13 protein-coding genes are annotated in these 17,402 nt (G+C 47.9%); 6 read left to right on the forward strand and 7 right to left on the reverse strand.

The annotated features are described in order from the left end of the window. Window positions 1–3 precede the first annotated feature (3 nt). The gene (locus L0660_RS07770) at window positions 4–315 is read left to right on the forward strand and encodes a hypothetical protein (RefSeq protein WP_233798633.1); all 312 of its coding nucleotides are present in this window, start codon (window positions 4–6) and stop codon (window positions 313–315) included. A gap of 175 nt (window positions 316–490) precedes the next feature. Here the strand turns inward: L0660_RS07770 and L0660_RS07775 are convergent, their stop codons facing one another. The 7 genes from L0660_RS07775 to L0660_RS07805 form a co-directional block, all read right to left on the reverse strand. Continuing rightward, window positions 491–1,045 carry a YceI family protein gene (locus L0660_RS07775; protein WP_235158969.1) on the reverse strand — a complete coding sequence of 185 codons (555 nt, stop codon included), beginning with the start codon at window positions 1,043–1,045 and terminating at the stop codon, window positions 491–493. Window positions 1,046–1,188: 143 nt separating this feature from the next. Continuing rightward, the gene (locus L0660_RS07780; protein WP_233798635.1) at window positions 1,189–1,866 is read right to left on the reverse strand and encodes a TrkA family potassium uptake protein; all 678 of its coding nucleotides are present in this window, start codon (window positions 1,864–1,866) and stop codon (window positions 1,189–1,191) included. A gap of 11 nt (window positions 1,867–1,877) precedes the next feature. Further along, window positions 1,878–3,647 carry a TrkH family potassium uptake protein gene (locus tag L0660_RS07785; protein ID WP_235158970.1) on the reverse strand — a complete coding sequence of 590 codons (1,770 nt, stop codon included), beginning with the start codon at window positions 3,645–3,647 and terminating at the stop codon, window positions 1,878–1,880. A gap of 55 nt (window positions 3,648–3,702) precedes the next feature. Continuing rightward, complete coding sequence (locus L0660_RS07790) at window positions 3,703–5,358, reverse strand: hypothetical protein (protein WP_235158971.1); 1,656 nt, start codon at window positions 5,356–5,358, stop codon at window positions 3,703–3,705. 10 nt (window positions 5,359–5,368) lie between these two features. Next, window positions 5,369–6,832 carry an MBOAT family protein gene (locus L0660_RS07795; RefSeq protein WP_233798638.1) on the reverse strand — a complete coding sequence of 488 codons (1,464 nt, stop codon included), beginning with the start codon at window positions 6,830–6,832 and terminating at the stop codon, window positions 5,369–5,371. Window positions 6,833–6,859: 27 nt separating this feature from the next. After that, the gene (locus L0660_RS07800) at window positions 6,860–7,810 is read right to left on the reverse strand and encodes a hypothetical protein (RefSeq protein WP_235158972.1); all 951 of its coding nucleotides are present in this window, start codon (window positions 7,808–7,810) and stop codon (window positions 6,860–6,862) included. Continuing rightward, complete coding sequence (locus L0660_RS07805) at window positions 7,810–8,832, reverse strand: hypothetical protein (RefSeq protein ID WP_235158973.1); 1,023 nt, start codon at window positions 8,830–8,832, stop codon at window positions 7,810–7,812. The genes L0660_RS07800 and L0660_RS07805 overlap by 1 nt, the downstream gene beginning before the upstream one ends. 285 nt (window positions 8,833–9,117) lie before the next feature. On the opposite strand from L0660_RS07805, the gene L0660_RS07810 reads away from it, so the two are divergent. From L0660_RS07810 to L0660_RS07830, 5 genes are all read left to right on the forward strand, one after another. After that, window positions 9,118–9,687, forward strand: coding sequence for an RNA polymerase sigma factor (locus tag L0660_RS07810; protein WP_235158974.1), 570 nt, complete (start codon window positions 9,118–9,120; stop codon window positions 9,685–9,687). A 78-nt stretch (window positions 9,688–9,765) separates the two neighbouring features. Next, window positions 9,766–10,950 (forward strand): FecR family protein, encoded by a 1,185-nt coding sequence (locus L0660_RS07815; RefSeq protein ID WP_235158975.1) that lies wholly within the window; start codon window positions 9,766–9,768, stop codon window positions 10,948–10,950. A 198-nt stretch (window positions 10,951–11,148) separates the two neighbouring features. After that, complete coding sequence (locus L0660_RS07820) at window positions 11,149–14,685, forward strand: TonB-dependent receptor (RefSeq protein WP_235158976.1); 3,537 nt, start codon at window positions 11,149–11,151, stop codon at window positions 14,683–14,685. A gap of 26 nt (window positions 14,686–14,711) precedes the next feature. After that, the gene (locus tag L0660_RS07825; protein ID WP_235158977.1) at window positions 14,712–16,154 is read left to right on the forward strand and encodes a RagB/SusD family nutrient uptake outer membrane protein; all 1,443 of its coding nucleotides are present in this window, start codon (window positions 14,712–14,714) and stop codon (window positions 16,152–16,154) included. A 12-nt stretch (window positions 16,155–16,166) separates the two neighbouring features. Further along, window positions 16,167–17,402, forward strand: a complete 1,236-nt coding sequence (locus L0660_RS07830) for a M14-type cytosolic carboxypeptidase (protein WP_235158978.1) — start codon at window positions 16,167–16,169, stop codon at window positions 17,400–17,402.

Raw genomic sequence — 17,402 nt, forward strand, 5'->3', positions numbered from 1 at the left:
GAAATGGCAAAAACGACAGATTATGAAACCTGGCTGTCCAGTGTGGATTTGAGGGGCGATCAAGATGTATATGATTTGTATAGTTCGGTAAACAACTTTGAAAAATCCGGAAAATTCTACACGTCAAAAGAAGTCACGAACGACGGTTATGAATATCTCGTTCATGCGGAGGGAGTAGAAGATAACCTGCATTTGCAATCAGACGATGCAAAATTCACCTTCCTGGAATACCTGAAAGCCAATCACACTGATGCAGCAGACAATGACATTCAGGCGTGGTATGACATGAGAAAAGAACTGGGCAGAATTGACTAGCAGTTTCCAGCATAACACTGCTCTGATAATGCAGTAGGGAATCGCTGACCATTAATAAAAAAATTCGCGCCGAGTTACTTGCTCCAACATTTAAGCCGTTGAAGCAAGTAACTCACGCGTTTAAAACTTCTGCTGATTTTTATACTTCTGCTGATCGGTACGCTAACGTGATGTATCAGGCTGCAACCGCTTCATTTACAACTTCTTTCGCAAGTTGAATATTCGCAATAATTTTAATATTCTCACCCAAGGCCAGACCACCGGTTTCCGTCAGCGAATTAAAAGTGACATTGAAATCCTTCCGGTCAATAGTTCCTGTTACCTCGAATCCCACCTTGGTGTTGCCCCACGGATCCCTTTCCGTTCCGCCATATTCTGCTTCCAGCTCCACTTCTTTGGTAATCCCTTTAATAGTCAGGTTACCTGTCAGTTTATATAAATCTCCTTTGATTTTTGTAAAGGTTGTCGATTGGAAATGAAACTTCGGATAAGTTCCTGTTTCGAAAAAGTCTGTATTTCGTAAATGTTCGTCACGTCCCGGCTGACCGGTGTCCACGCTGTCTACATCGATCGTAAAATCAATGGCTGCATTTTCAAACTGCTCCCCTTCCGTAACAGCTCTGCCGTTGAATGATTTGAATGATCCGGTTACGGTTGAGATCACAAGGTGTTTTACTTTAAACTGCACTTCCGAGTGCATCGGGTCGACATTCCAGGTTATTTTTGACATTGCATAAAAGTTAAATTGATACTATCCATGATTGATATGACAGTACAAACTTAGCTACTTATGCTATGGAAAGTATAGTACTATACCAAAGGTTAGCAGTAACCTTTGGTATAGTAAAAAGATTTGTGTTGTTCCAGATGACGTCAGTGCATGAGCTTTTCAATGTCTTTCAATTCCCCAAAAAGGACCAGCACTTCGTCCTCATGCATAATGGTGCCGGGCGTAGCAATGCCCGAAGCCCTTTTGAATATCTTCGCCAGCCCGTTTTCAGATCCTTTCGACAAGGTAAGCACTGTTAATACAATTACATTGTAACGGTTTGTGAGATCAGCTTCTGCGAGCGTTTTACCCACATAACGCGGTGGGACACGGGTTTCAATGATGCTGTATTTTTCAGATACCTTAAACGAATCGACAATTCCCGAATTATCCAGCCGCATCGCGAGCCGTTCCGCGGATTCCTCTTCCGGCAGAATGTATTCTTCTATCTGCATCGCTTCCAGAACAGTCTTTTGAAGGTCTGACACGACCCGGCCGATAATCTTTTTCACGCCCAGTTGTTTGAGCAATGCCGTCGCTAGCAGCGACGCGCCTTCGTCCTCACCGATGGCCACAATTACCGCATCCGCATCTTTGAGCGGCAGCGAACTCACTGCATTCTTATCCGTACAATCCATGCACACCGTATGCGTAATGCGCTCTTTCAGCTGTTCCACCTTTTGCATGTTGTTGTCCACGCCGATGGTCTCGTGCCCCAGTTCTGTCAGGCGGGTTGCCAGGGATTTGCCGAAACTTCCCAATCCAAATATGATGTATTTCATTTTTTACGGGTTTAAAAGTTCATCTGCTCGCCCGGGAGCTGATAATTTGTTGGTCTTGCATTCCGGACAATGGCCACAAGCAATGTCAGCGAGCCTACCCTGCCGATGAACATGGTTGCGATGATCACCAGGCGGCCGGCGCTGCTCAGTTCCGGCGTCACTCCCAGGCTGAGCCCGGTGGTGCTGTATGCCGAGAAAGTTTCAAATGCGAGTGAAATGAGATGTTTATCGGGATCGGTGACCGACAATAGAAAGATGGCAATGCCAAGAAAGATCAGCGATAACGAGATAATTCCCAGCGCCTTAGAGATCGACTCCTGCAAAACTTTTCTCCCAAATACTTCAATCGTTCCTTTTCCTCTTGATAACGTCGCAATGTTGAGGATCGCCAATGCAAATGTGGTAACCTTGATCCCCCCGCCGGTAGAACCAGGCGCAGCACCAATCCACATTAACAGAAAAATGAGCATCACGGTCGGAAAAGCCAACTGACTCATTACAACTGTATTAAATCCTGCTGACCGCGGGCTGGTGCCGATAAACAAGGCCGTCACAATCTTGCCGTAGTAAGTGTCATGCGCCAGAAGCGTGTGGTTATACTCTAAAATGAAAACCACTGTAAAGCCGAATAATATGAGAAAAAAGCTGGTATAAGCGATGATTTTGGAGTTGAAAGCAATGACGCGCGCCCTGTAAATGAAATGACGCCCATGCCGTACCCGGTGATAAAGGTTGTAGGTCCAGCGCCGGATAAATTCATATGAATTGAAAATGATTCCGAAGCCCAATCCTCCCATCACATACAGCAGAATGAGCGAAAGATGCAGCTCGTAATTAAACCGGAGCGCCGCATTGTTCATGCCCTCCGGAACAGTAGAAAATCCCGCATTACAAAAGGCGCTTATGGCGTGAAAAACAGTAAAATAAAGCTGCTCTGCGCGGCTTTCAAAATCATCCGGTTCCAGGCTGAGATAGATGAGCACACCGCCGACAATTTCGAAAAAGAAAGTAACCAGGATGATTTTATATAAAGTAGAAATCACGGAACTCACCTTGTTCTCACCGATCAGCTCGGTAAACATCAGTTGGTTTTTATAGGAAAATCCACCTGAAAAAAAGTAGCCGAAAAACCCCGTAAATGTCATGATACCCAGCCCGCCGATCTGTACGAGCACGAGCAGGATGGTCTGGCCAAAGCGCGTGAACTCCGAGGCAATGTCCACAACAGAAAGTCCGGTAATGCAAACCGCACTCGTCGCAATAAAAAGCGCATCTACAAATGTAAGCTGTTGATGGTGTGTGGTTTTGGGCAGCAGCAACAGCGCCGTGCCGATCAGGATCAATGTCAGGAAGCTCAGTACGAAAAGCAGCGTGGGATTGAAATAAAACTTATCAAAGAACAGCGTCTGCTTGGAAACTTCAATGATGAGTATCGCAAAAATGCCTACGTACATCCATTCCGGTTTCACAAGTTCTGTCCCGTCCGTTCCGGAAAAATGGTAACTATCGGCAATGATCACCGCGAGAAAATAAAAGAGCAGCAGCGCCTCTCCTACCCGGGAAATGATTGAAGATTTACTTTTGAACGCTGTGAAAGTCTTGGCAGCCAGCGCCAGTGTGAAAAATAGGAAGCACCATTCCAAAATCCGATTGGTTAGCTGCTCAATTTTCGGGTCTCTGTTGTAGCCCAAATGAAAAACAACCACCATTGCACAAACGACACTCATCGCTATCAATATGTGGTCCAGCGTTTTCCGGAAATATCTTATTTTTTCATTCATCCAATGCGCCCGATTTGCACAAACATAAAGCTATTTAGCGCATGTTTAAAGCAGCTCAAAGCGAAACATTTTTGGAAATCATCTTGAACCGGGGCTGATCATCGTCCAGCCAGCACAATGTAGCAGTATAAGTTCCTGGCTTGATTTTGCCAGGAATTTCTACATTAAATTCCCCTGCCCCTGCTTTTCCACTCTTCCATGACGGCCGGTCGTCTTTTAGCGCCACCAGGTAGAACCGGTTGGGATCTGCATTTTCGGTCAGGCCCAGATATACATCCTTACCAGGAACTTCACTCCCAACATTGGAAACTTTGATCGCTTTCACGCGATAGAGGTAAGTTTTATATCGCGGCAGATCCGGATATTCGGTCACCTGTATGCCCAGATCACTTTTGGCCCCGGAAGTGGTTTTCCATGTATCGATCACCTTTTTGCCGAAATATTCAGGAAAGATATAGTTTTCATAAAATGAGGGCTCCGGGTCGGGCAGGTTATAATACTGGTGCAGGAAGAACTTGTTCCTTGTATAATTGTAACTATCCGCTTTCAGTCCGGCGTCGTTAAAATTAACAGCCTTGTCGTATTTTCTGTAACTGTAAACGCTTAAAACCAATGCAATGCTTATGGCGGCAATCTTGAAAAAAGCGGCTTTACGGAAGGGTGCGCTTTTTACCAGAAACAAATAAAAGAGAATAAGAACACTGACAGCGTAAATCTGGAACCTGGGTGCAATCATCGTTCCCACGCCTTCGGCATAGCGGCCGATCATGATCATCCCCATACTGCCCAGCATTCTCAAAAAGCAGATATCCGTCAGGTCCAGCTTCCATATCTCAGGGAATGAGAAGCGATAGCCCGCTTCCGAGCGGGGGAAAAATTTGAATACAAGAAAGGTTAGCAGAATGCCGGAACCCAGGATCGTAGACAACAATATGCCATATGTATCCGAAATAAATCTGGCGAACGACCCCGTAACAACAATGAAAGCGTGCGCCATAAGTGGCAGGCTGTTCACTGTAAAGCCTATCTGGCTGGCAGAAGAAAGTTTGAAATCGGTAAAATAAATGATGAGATATACGACCGTCAGGCCTGTGAAAATCAAGCTTTCTTTCCAGCGCTTTTGTGTGAGCAGCCAGAATATACAAACCGGCATAACGCTGATGCCGTCGAGATTGGTGAGCGTGGCTGCAACGGCGATTGGAAATGCAAAAAGCCAGGAGGATTTCTTCTCCGGCTGCAAAAAATAAAGGCACAAAATGGAAAACGCAATCGAAAGCGTGTGCTGGAAAGCCGTTAGGCTCCAAAGGTGAACATAATACACCAGGGGCGAAAACAGCAACAGCATTACGGGCAGAAACAGCGTAATCTCCTTATTGGCAGATCTGTAAATCAGGTAAAAAGCATAACCCAAAAGCATCAGGTTGAAGTAACCCAGCAGGATCGTGAGCCTGAAATCCAGCGTGCCGCTCAGCAAGTAACTGAGAATTATACCCAACCGCGGAAACGTAGACCGGTGGTCGTTCTGCTGCCTGACAAGCGTGGTAAAGACATCCGCCGTTCCGTTTTTCAGGACATTAATGGAATCAACAAGTTCCATGTCGTCCATGAAAGGCACATTAATCGCATGTTTGAAGATAAAAACAGCAAACGCAATGACCGGAGCAGCCATTAGCAGATAAATGAGGAATTGCTTCTGTTTTACCCGGATCACGGTCTAAGATCTAGAATTGGAAATATATAAATTGAGGTGTGTTATCAAAAACACCCAGATATAAAATGGCTAGCACGAAGATGGAATAGAAGCTCCACCGCACCCACAGTGGCTGATAGGAAAGCGAAAGCCTGAGGCTGTTCTTCTTCTGAAAATGATGGACCATTTCCATAAAGACAATGAGAGCAATGGCTGTAAAGAACGTTCTGCGCTTTTGCCCCAGACAAATGTTTTCCATAAAATATTGTGTGCTGAAAAACTCCTGAACCGATGGCCAACCCTTTCCTAAACTTTTTACAAGATTCCACATTATATCCGTATTATAATAGTCGGCGCGGAAAAAGATCCAGGCAAATGTAACCAGCACAAAAGTGGTCAGGACCTGGATGCCGTTATGAAGCCAGGGAACCCGGTCCATTCCTACCAGCGACTGGATGTAGGTTCTCGGCTTTTGCGTAACCAGTGCAAACACCAGATAAAAGCCGTGCAGCGCGCCCCAGATGATATAATTCCAATTTGCGCCATGCCAGAGCCCGCTTACGAGGAAAACGATAAACAGATTCAGTAAAGCCCGGTTTCTCCCCACACGATTGCCGCCCAAAGGGATATAGAGATAATCACGGAACCAGGTCGACAGGGATATGTGCCATCTGCGCCAGAATTCCGAGATGCTTTTGGAGGAATAAGGACGGTCAAAATTCTTCATCAGCGTAAAGCCCATCACCTGCGCGGATCCTATGGCAATGTCGGAGTAGCCCGAAAAATCGCAAAAGATCTGGAATGAAAAGAAGACAGCTGCCACCACCAGCGAAGGGCCGGAATACTGCGTCGGATAATCAAAGACCTGGTTGACGAAAATAGCCAGACGATCCGCAATAACGACTTTCTTGAACATCCCCCATGCCATCAGCAGCAATCCGCTTCTTACCTGCTCATAGTCAAACTTGTGCTTGATATAAAACTGGTGCAGAATGTTCTGGGGACGCTCGATAGGCCCTGCTACCAATTGCGGATAAAACATCACATAAAGTGAGTAAATCCCGAAATGTCGTTCCGCTTTCTGGTTCCCGCGGTATACTTCAAACGTATAACTCATAGCCTGAAAAGTGTGAAAAGACAAGCCTACGGGCAGCAGTATGTTCAGTAATGGGGTGTCAGTATTGAATGTTGTGTTAAGTTCGGCGGCGAAGAAATTATAATACTTAAAAACAGCAAGTACACCAACGTTTGCAAAAATGCTTAAAATTAGATACCGCTTCTTCTTTTCCGCCGTCGATTCCTCTATTAATATGCCTGCATAATAGTCTATTACAATGGTAAAGGCCAGGATGAGGATGTAGATGGGCCTGAATGCCATGTAAAAATAGCAGCTTGCCGCGAGCAGCAACATCCAGCGATACCGATGTTCCAACAGGAAATAAAGGATCGTTACGACAGGAAAAAAAATTAAAAATTCAATAGAATTGAATAGCATTATAATCTTTTAATTGACTTGAATTAATTACTTGCCGAGACGGAGCAAAGCACCCGCGACCTTTTCCGTATGCTCATCCCTCGCTTTCCCTTTCAAATGATACACCGTGTCAAAACACAGGCTGTCCGCATATACCGACTGCCCGGGTTCGGATAAGATGGGTGCTTTCAAATGCTTTTTGTAACGATCATTAAGCTTCTCCACCGCCACGGCTGAGTTTTTATAAAAGCTTTCGGCTATCGTGGGATACAGGAAATATGCCTTGGCCCCTTTCTGTCTGAACCGCTCCGTAAAGGCATTCATTGTCTCAGCCTGCCCTTCGTACGGGAAGAGGCTCGTCGTGTTCGGGCCCGCATCCACTGTGCGGGTAATGTTGTTGAGATGGCTGACGATATCGCCCTGCCGGGTAAATGCTTTGCGGAAATAAATAGCGTAAGGATCTGCGACCGTGGGATTCTGGAGAATGATCTCAATACTTAACGGGGCCTGCAAACGATGCAAAAACTGCGCTTTCCATTTCTCTGCCAAGCCATCCTTGTAAGTAACAAAATGCTTGTCCTCCGGCACAAAATCCACGACAGACAGTTGCGACTCCACATCCCCTTTGGGAAAAACATCATATTCAAACGACATAATCACAATGTCTCCCTTGTTGATGTAGCCCAGCGCGTCGGACAAAATAAAGTCGATGCCGAGCGGCGCCAGCAGGGCCATATTGACAACCGGCATTCCGGTCATTTTGCTCAGCATGGCGGAATTGATGCCAAAAGCCAGGTTTGAGCCTCCCACCAGGATTATTTTGGGAGACGAAATTGACTTCGCATAAGCATGTTTGTCTATCAGCGCAGCTGTAAATGCATTTTTGGCATAATAGGCCGTGATCACACGGTAGGTTAATTCAACAACACTGAGAACAATCAGGGCTAGTATGACGGATCTGAACAGCAATTTCAAGCCACGGTTCAAGGTGCTCTGCATTATTTTTTAACTAAGTTTTTGAAATAGCCGTATGTATGGATGATAGACAGCCATGCTTTTCTTTTTACGGAATCCACGAAATTGGCCCGGGATACATAGCTGGAAAACCGGATCGGCCCGTAATTTTTCTCAATATATTCCTTAGCTCCTTCCTCCGACTGATGGTACAGGTTCCGGTTGTTGTTTGCCTGTGTGCCGCTGCTTGTGCTGTCAAACGGAGCATGCTTTGTATAATCTTCCAAAGTGATATGCTTGAAACGGTATCCTTTCTGATAAACATCGTGTGACCACAGCGTTGCCGTATCAGTCCCGCCCCAGTTGCCTCCATAGCAGCCAATGTTACCATTCGGAACCGTTTCCTTCTGGTAACTTTCCACATTGATCATCGCACAGTATTCGTTCAACCGGCATTCCGGCAAAATATGCACCCGGCCGCCTTTGATCACGTTCTTCTGTATCTGCTGGCGTGGCGTGGCATAAGCCTCGGTAAGTTCCATCGCCTCCTCGTAAGATGGCACATATTCCTGGAATATAAACGGATTGCATTTATTCCCCCAATCCCTTCCAGCCGGGCAACTCCAGCATTGGCCGATCGAACCCATACCGATCAGATTCTCAGGCCCGTTCATCATTTGTTCCAGCATCACGCCGATCATGTCGTCGTGGAAGAGCATATCGTTGTGCATGATGCACATAAACTTCTTATCGGTCGTTTCCAGCGCATACTGGTACATAATGCTTTGTCTCCACCGCGCATCGGTTTTTGCACGTTCCAGGTCCATCACACCCAGGCCCAGATGGTGGTGGGGATATTGGATAACGAGGCGCACATTAGGGTCATTCCGGAAGTAATCAATTACCTTGAAAATCCCGACATAATCTTCGTGCGGCTGCTTGCGTTCACGGGAAATATAGATCTTGTCGATGTATTGTCCACTATGCTGAATGAGCGACTTGATTGTCACAATGGTTTGATAGGGTTTGCCGTAGAAAGCAATGCCAACATCAACTTGGGGTCTCATAAATCTGTTTTTGGAAATGTAGTAAGTAAGAGTTGCCACGTTGAAGGACAGCTCAAATTTTGAGCGAAAATAGAAAAAAAAACGCTACCGCCTTCATGCCTGTCCACTGCAAGTGACTTATCGGGATCGGTTGGCAGAGGCAAAAGCGGAAGTTATGGTGCGCATTTGCGATTCCATGCCCTGTTTCAATTAGAATTTATAAATTGGATTCTTTGCTTACCTTGAAGCGCTTTTGCAAGAAGCGGAGACTGTCATTTTGTATTACAAAAACCCAATCTACCTCCTTTGGATCAGGACATTGCGCTTTTACTGGCAGTTGCTCAGGGAGATGAAAGGGCTTTCACAGCATTATACAATCGTTACCATCAAAGACTCGCTGTCCACATTTACCGGATCACCAAATCCACCGAGCTGGCCGAAGAAGTCGTGCATGATGTGTTCCTGAAAATATGGCTCAACCGCGAAACCCTCACCGGGATCGGAAACTTCCCGGTGTATCTCTACGTCATTTCAAAGAACGCCGCATTAAATTGTCTGAAAAGAACGGCGCGCGAAAAAGCGCTGACAACCGACCTTGACCCGGCCCTGGACCAGCTGCCATTAGCTGAGACGAGCGAGGAAGATTACCGTTATATCCTGATAGATGAAGCGATTGACCGGCTGCCGCCCCAGCAGCGTCAGGCCTATCTCCTAGCCCGCCACGAGCGGCTTACGTACACCGAAGTGGCCCTGAGAATGGGACTTTCGAAGGAGACTGTCAAAAAATATCTGCAAATCGCTACGGAATTCATTTCGGGATACATTACTAAAAGGCTCATTATCAGTATTTTATTTTTTATTCAAAATAATCTTTAAATTTTACTAAAAAGCATACCCCCTTTTCAGTCGGGGTGATTGTCTTATAAGCACATACCACAAGTAATGTTGCTGCTGATGGAGAATCCCGAGATGCGTTTGGAGGAATTGTTTAACCGTTACTACAACGGGTTGGCAACAGCTTCGGAAAAAGAGGAATTAATGGCGTTTATACGTTCATCCAAAGACGATGCAGTTCTGGAAAAATTTCTTAAAAAGGGTTGGGAGGAACTGAACCCCAGCGATGGCATTCTTACCAATGAGACAAGCAATGCCATGCTGAGTTCCATCCTCGATGCAACGCCAAAAGATGAAAAACAAACAAAGGTGATCCGCATAGGCTGGCTTCGGTACGCCGCTGCCGCCGCTGTTTTTGTTTTGATTGGTCTGGGAGCCTGGTGGAAATTAGCTCCTGATCCGGCAACGAAAATCGCTCATACGGCTCAACCTAAGATCAGCGATGTCAAACCAGGCGGCGCCAAGGCCTTACTGACACTCTCGGACGGCTCAGCGATAGAACTAGCCAGCGCAAAAAGCGGCTTCCTGACACGGCAGGGCGATGCGGAAGTGAGCAAATCACAGGAGGGAATATTGGTTTATAATGCAAAACCAGGTAATGCAACGGAGAAGGTCAGTATAAACACCCTTTCCACACCCAAGGGCGGACAGTACGAAGTGCTCCTGCCCGACGGAAGTAAGGTCTGGCTCAATGCGTCGTCATCCATTCGCTTCCCATCTACTTTTCCTTCCTCGGAACGAAAAGTGGAGATCACCGGCGAAGCTTACTTTGAGGTTGCCAAAGACAAGAGCCGGCCATTCCGTGTGAAATTTAATAAATCTGAGGTGCAGGTTTTGGGAACGAGTTTCAACATTATGGCTTACCCGGAAGAAGGGCCGTCCAAAACGACGCTGGTGGAAGGTTCGGTATTTATCAGGAATGTGAACCAAAATACAAAACTGAAACCCGGACAGCAGGCAGCGGTGCTTTCAACCGGAAAGATCAAGACCCGGTACATTGCACTCGATGAGGCGGTTGCCTGGAAAAATGGCATGTTTTATTTCAAGGATGCGAGTGTTGAAGAGGTCATGCGGCAGCTTTCTCGGTGGTATGACGTAGAGGTTTTGTATGCCGGAAAGATCCCGGTGCGCCAGTTTACCGGACGCGTTTCCCGCCATGTGAACTTGTCGGAAGTGTCGGGAATGCTTCGGTATGCAGGTGTGAACTGCCGCATCGAAGGTTCCAGAATGATCATTGATCCCTGACGCGTATATAGTTAAACGTTTTACATTTTATAAACCCAAACCTTTTCTCATCATGACACTCATTCCATATTATTCGCCGTGAGCGCGATGCCGTTTAAACAAAAAGGGAAAATGCGCTAACATTTTCCCCGGATGTTCAGGCGCACCACCGAGCTTCTCTTCAAAAGTCAATTTGCTATTCCTAAACTTTACAAATTTATGAAAATAAACTTGTTGTCCGTCCTATGCGGGTACGAGCAGGCGAGCCTTCCTGCAAAAATAGTAACCATTATGACTCGAATTTTCCTTTTGCTCATTGTCACCCTTACCCAGGTCACTGCGGACGGATACAGTCAGAAAATATCGTTTCATGCCCGAAACCTGCCTGTTGAAAATGTCTTGAAAACCATTGAAAAACAGAGCGGTTACCTGTTTTTGTACGACAAACTGGATTTGCCGGAATCACAGAAAGTATCACTCCGGGTAAAAAACGCCAGCATCGACCAGGCGCTTACGACCCTTTTCAGGGACCTGCCGCTGACTTACAAGATTTTCAACCAGAACATTGTCGTGAAAAGAGCGGTAAAAAACGCAGCCAGAGATAGCATGCAGCCGCTGAAAATTCCGGCTATCAGGCAGGATATCAACCTTAATCTAAAAAGCATCGAACCTGTGCCCCAGCCCATCGACCGGCGGATCAGAGGAAGGATCACCGATGAAAACGGCAATGCGTTTCCAGGGGTAAGTGTTTTGGTTAAAAATTCACAAATGGGCACCACTTCGGACGGCAATGGCGAATATCAGCTCATTATCCCCGACGGGGCCACGCAAGCCGGTGACGTGACATTGATCGTCAGTTTTGTGGGTTACAAAAGTCAGGAGGTCATTGCGGGCAGCCGGACGGAGATCAATTTCGGCATGACGGTCGATACCAAATCGCTGAATGATGTGGTGGTGGTGGGTTATGGAACCCAAAACAAAAGCAGCATTACCGGCTCTGTGGCATCTGTTCCGATGAAAAGCATTGAAAATCAACCATTAACAAGTCTGGACCAAGCTATGGCCGGGCAGATTGCGGGCGTGAGCGTTTCTCAATCCAAGGGTGCGCCGGGCGGCGGCGTTTCGGTCCGTGTCCGCGGAACAGGTTCCATTGGCGCGGGCAACGAGCCCTTGTATGTGATCGACGGATTTCCGGTTTCAGGGGATTTCAACAGCAGCTTTAATCCCCTTTCGACGATAAATCCCAATGACATTGAGTCCATTGAAATACTGAAAGATGCCTCGGCAGCAGCCATTTACGGCTCGCGCGGAAGCAATGGTGTGGTGCTCGTCACAACCAAACACGGCAAGATGGGCAAGTCGACGATTCAGCTCGACACGTATTACGGCGTGCAGCAGGTCGCCAACAAAATCGATATGCTTAATGCCAGGGAATATGCCGAATTCAACACCGAGGCCAGGAACAATGCATGGGTGGACCGAGGCGGCAAAGCCACCGACCCCAACGATTTACGACCAGCCACACTCCAAATTCCGGAAATGTTCAAAAACCCGGAATCGCTCGGGAAAGGAACAGACTGGCAGGATGAAGTTTTCAGGACTGCGCCCATCCAGAACCACCAGCTCTCCGTATCCGCGGGAAGCGAAAAAACGCAGCTGTTTCTTTCCGGGGCATATTTCAAACAGGGCGGTGTAGTCATGAACACCGGATTTGACCGATATTCCGCGCGCATTAACCTCGATCATTCGGTTTCAAAAGCCGTAAAAGTGGGTGTTAACATTGCGCCTTCATTTTCGTCCAACAAATTACTACCCGTCGAAGACCAGGTTTTTACAAGCGGCATCCTGGCATCAGCGCTTTCCATGCCGCCAACCGTCCCCGTTTACAACCCCGACGGCACCTTCACCACATTGCTGGGAACATCCCCTTACAACCTGGGCGTGATCGATAACCCGGTTGCGATTGCAAGTAAGATCAAAGATAAAAAGACCGTTTTCAGGACATTAGGAAACATTTATGCAGAAATCAACATTCTCGAAAACCTGAAATTCAGGACATCTTTCGGGATCGATTACTCCGACGCACGCCAGAACACCTTTTATCCCTCTGACCTTGGAAGCAATGGCGTTCCCGCACCGGTGCAAGCCAGAGCATCCGCCAGCAACGGCAGGGACATCAACTGGCTGAACGAAAACGTGCTGAGTTACAAAAAGACATTTAACGGCAAACACGAGCTGGATGTGCTCGCGGGGTTTACTTCCCAAAAAGCGAAATACGAGTATATATCGCTTGCTGCCACGAATTTCCCGACGGACCTGGTGCCGACATTGAATGCAGGACAGGTTACAAGCGGAGGAACAGGCATGTCGGAATGGTCGCTGCTCTCTTATCTGGGAAGGGTTAACTATACTTTTGCGAGCAAATATCTGCTGTCGGCCACCGTCCGTCGGGACGGGTCGTCGCGCTTCGGGTCTAAAAACAAATGGGGAACATTCCCTTCCGCTTCGTTGGGCTGGTATTTGTCAGAAGAGCCTTTTTTGAGCAGTCAGCACGTTGTTACCGACCTGAAACTGCGGGCGAGTTACGGACTCGCCGGCAATAACACGATTGGAAATTACAGCCAGATAGGCCTTTTGTCCAACCGGCGATACAGCTTTGGCGCGGGGACCGGCAGCGTCGTGTACGGTCTTTACCCCTCTTCCATCACAAACGAGCAGCTTGGCTGGGAAGTCATGCATCAAATGGACATTGGAATCGATTTTGGTATACTTCGCAACCGGTTAATGTTCACGATTGATTACTACAATAAAAATACCACCGACCTGCTGCTGAATGTGCCCGTCCCCGCCTCTACGGGCTACGAAACGGCTCTGCAAAATATCGGCAAGCTCAATAACAAGGGCTGGGAATTCAGTGTGAGCACGAAAAACTTTGTGAAAGCATTTAAATGGTCGACCAATTTCAACATTTCGTTCAACCGGAACAAAGTCGTTGCGCTAGGGCCCGAGGGCAACCCGATCATTTCAAAAAGCCCTTCATTTAGTCCCAATACGCACATTACAAAGATCGGCCAGCCGATTGGCAGTTACTGGGGATATGAGGCGATTGGCGTTTACCAGTCCCTGGAAGAAGTGGATAACCTGCCGTCGGTAAAAGGCAGCTCTCGGCCGGGGGATTTGAAATATAAGGACGTGGACGGTGACGGCACCATTACACCCAACGACGTTACCATCATCGGAAACAACCATCCCGACTTCTTTTACGGCATTACCAACAATTTCAGCTTCGGAAGGCTAAACCTGAGCATTCTTGCAGACGGTGTACAGGGACTTGAACTCTTGAACGGTTCGAGGAGAAACCTGGGGCTTGTGAATGGCAGTTACAGCCGCAGGGATGTGTTGGGCAGATGGCAATCTGCCGACAAACCCGGTGACGGACGCACGCCGCGCGCCAACACGGTGGCTACCGGCGGTAATGTGAGCTATGTATCAAGCCTGCTGGTGGAGGACGCCTCGTTTTTCAGGATACGGAACATTAATCTGCGTTATGCGCTGCCGGAAAAGATAGGAAAAGTGGCTTATGCACGTGCTGCTAGCATTAATCTGTCTGTTCAAAACGCATTTACATTTACCAGATATCTGGGGTACAACCCCGAACAAAGCCTGAACGGCAGCAGTTCGCTGACGCCTGGCGTGGATTTCAACGGTTATCCGCTCGCCCGGACATTCACACTTGGATTAAACCTGACCTTTTAGTCACCAGCCCTTAAACTGACACGAACATGAAATTAAATGCATATATCCTTTGCGCGCTGAGCATGCTTGGCACCGGCTGTTCGGATTTCCTTGAACTCGCACCCAGGGATGCCACCAATGTGAGCAATTTTTACAGAAACGCGTCCGACATGCAGGCTGCCGTGAATGCGGCGTATGGAATGCTCTCTTCGGCGGGAGAATATGGCTATGCCTATTATAATGTTTCCGAAGTAAGGTCTGACAACACAATGAACTTCGAAGTGGGCGGCAACCTGCCCGACGCTGAGCTGGACCAGTTCAAAATGGCGTCGACGAATGAAATCATCCGGCTCATGTGGATCGACACTTACCGCGGGATCCTGGCTTGCAACACGGTTCTGGATCACATCAATGGTGCCACAATGGACCAGGCGCTGCGCGAGCGCTTTATCGGGGAAGTGAAATTTTTGCGGGCTTTGAAATATTTCAACCTCGTGCGCACATTCGGGGACGTTCCGTTGGTTTTGTCCGAAACAAAGTCCGTTTCTGAGGGTTACAGTCAGTCGAGAGTAGCCAAGGCGGAGGCTTACAATCAGATTATCGCCGATCTGACGGAAGCGGAACAAAAACTTCCCGTCGCTTACACCGGAGCTGACATTGGTAAAGCAACAAAAGGAGCTGCAAAAGCACTGTTAGGCAAAGTTTACCTGACCATAGGTGAATTTGCCAAAGCCAAAGACAAGCTGAAAGAAGTGATCGACCAGGGAAATTACAAGTTGCTGGACGACTACGCTGCACTCTGGCCCGTCGCCAACGCCAACCACCAGGAATCCATTTTTGAAGTTCAGTTTAAAAAAGGCGGAACGGGGACCGGAAGCAGTTTTTATAACAATTTTATGCCGCGTAACTCGGGAACGAATATCATCAAAGTCGGTTTTGCAGGAGGCAGAAACAACCCTACGGCCGATCTGGTGGCCGCGTATGAACCAGGAGATGCCCGAAAAGCCGCATCGCTGGCCACCGGCTATACCGACGCTGCGACCGGCAAGTTCGTAGCCGATCCCTACACATTGAAATACCAGGATACACCTTTTTCCGAAGGCGACGCGGATAATAACTGGACCGTGCTGCGCTATGCGGATGTGCTGCTCATGTACGCGGAGGCGATCAGCCAGGCAGGCAGCGGCCCTACTGCCGAAGCTTACGAAGCCATCAATGCAGTGAGGAAGCGGGCGAAGCTGGCACCGCTGGCGGCAGGCTTGTCGAAAGCCGCGTTTGCGCTCGCCATTGAGCATGAGCGGCAGGTAGAGCTGGCTTTCGAAGGCCACCGCTGGTTCGACCTGGTACGTACGGGCCGCGAGGTTGCGGTCATGAATGAGCATTTCAAAGCGCCGGTCGTGGCCGAATTCAATGCGGTCTTCCCCATTCCTCAGACGCAGATCGATGTCAACCCGCAGGGGATCAAGCAAAATCCTGGTTATACTTTCTAAAAAAGATCTGATATGTTTTTAAAAAATGCTTTCAAGTCGCTGGCCGTTTTCATTTTTTGTTTATTCAAAATCGTCAGCGCTGCCATCGGGCAAACACCCCAGGATAACAAACCTGCGCCCGACGCTTTCATCCATACGGGTTTCGAAAACGCCTCGCCGCTCAATTGGGAAGCCGATTCCGCAGGCAGGATCATTATCAGTCTTGTTTATGACCATGAGCGGTTTTCACTCAACCGGGCCAACAACCACTGGCATTTCAAGGTGGAGGCCCCGGTTGGAAAAGAGGTGACTCTGATCCTGCAAAACTTTGACAACATCTGGAACAACATCCACGCCAGCCCCATATCCAAACAGTCGCCGGCCGTCATCTCCTTTGATGGTAAAACCTGGGAAAGCCGCCCTACCGAATACATCGAAGGAAACCGGATGCTGATCAGACTTAAAATGACCGCCCCTAGCGCCTACATTGCCAGCATTGAACCATACCGGATCAGCGACCTGGACAAACTCCTGGCCCGAATCAAAAACCACAAACTGGTAACGATCACGCCTATTGGCAAGACAGCCGAAGGCCGTTCGCTGGAAATCATTAAAATTGGCAACGAGAAGGCACCCAAAAGGATATTCCTCCGCGGCCGCGCGCATGCATTTGAAGCCGGTGGCAACTGGACGCTGGAAGGCCTCATCGACCGATTGTTGAAAGATGATGCCGATATGAAGCTTTATCTCAAGCGTTACTGTGTGTACATTTTGCCTATGACGAATAAGGATGGCGTTGCGCGCGGGAAAACGCGTTTCAATGCGAATGGTTACGACCTGAACCGAAAATGGGACAAGGCAGCCGATTCCCTGATTGCGCCGGAAAATTACTATCTGGAAAAATGGCTAACCAAAATGGGTGCCGCAGGCAAAAAACCAGACCTGGGCATTGACGTCCATAACGATGCGGGTGGCAACCTGCACATCAGCCGCCCCGACGGTGATATCACCGCCTACCGGGCCAATATGGCTAGACTGGACAGTCTGTTAAGAAAATACACCTGGTATACCGAAGGCTCCACCAAGCCGGGATTTCGTAATCCGGGAACATTAGGCGAGGGTTTTATGGAAAGATTTGGTATTGAAGCACTCGTTTACGAGCTCAATTACGAATGGGTAGAAGGCCTCAAAAAGGCTCCGCTAGCCGCAGACTGGCTTTCCCTGGGAGGCAAATTGCCGGAAGTTTTTTACCATTATTTTGAGAAGTAA

It is taken from the genome of Dyadobacter sp. CY351, from assembly GCF_021502625.1.
Classification (GTDB): Bacteria; Bacteroidota; Bacteroidia; order Cytophagales; family Spirosomataceae; genus Dyadobacter; species Dyadobacter chenhuakuii.

Coding starts and splice junctions, on each gene's coding strand:
- L0660_RS07770 (WP_233798633.1), top strand. CDS start 4: ATGGCAAAAACGACAGATTATGAAACCTGGCTGTCCAGTGTGGATTTG.
- L0660_RS07775 (WP_235158969.1), bottom strand. CDS start 1,045: ATGTCAAAAATAACCTGGAATGTCGACCCGATGCACTCGGAAGTGCAG.
- L0660_RS07780 (WP_233798635.1), bottom strand. CDS start 1,866: ATGAAATACATCATATTTGGATTGGGAAGTTTCGGCAAATCCCTGGCA.
- L0660_RS07785 (WP_235158970.1), bottom strand. CDS start 3,647: ATGAATGAAAAAATAAGATATTTCCGGAAAACGCTGGACCACATATTG.
- L0660_RS07795 (WP_233798638.1), bottom strand. CDS start 6,832: ATGCTATTCAATTCTATTGAATTTTTAATTTTTTTTCCTGTCGTAACG.
- L0660_RS07800 (WP_235158972.1), bottom strand. CDS start 7,810: ATGCAGAGCACCTTGAACCGTGGCTTGAAATTGCTGTTCAGATCCGTC.
- L0660_RS07805 (WP_235158973.1), bottom strand. CDS start 8,832: ATGAGACCCCAAGTTGATGTTGGCATTGCTTTCTACGGCAAACCCTAT.
- L0660_RS07815 (WP_235158975.1), top strand. CDS start 9,766: ATGGAGAATCCCGAGATGCGTTTGGAGGAATTGTTTAACCGTTACTAC.
- L0660_RS07820 (WP_235158976.1), top strand. CDS start 11,149: ATGAAAATAAACTTGTTGTCCGTCCTATGCGGGTACGAGCAGGCGAGC.
- L0660_RS07825 (WP_235158977.1), top strand. CDS start 14,712: ATGAAATTAAATGCATATATCCTTTGCGCGCTGAGCATGCTTGGCACC.
- L0660_RS07830 (WP_235158978.1), top strand. CDS start 16,167: ATGTTTTTAAAAAATGCTTTCAAGTCGCTGGCCGTTTTCATTTTTTGT.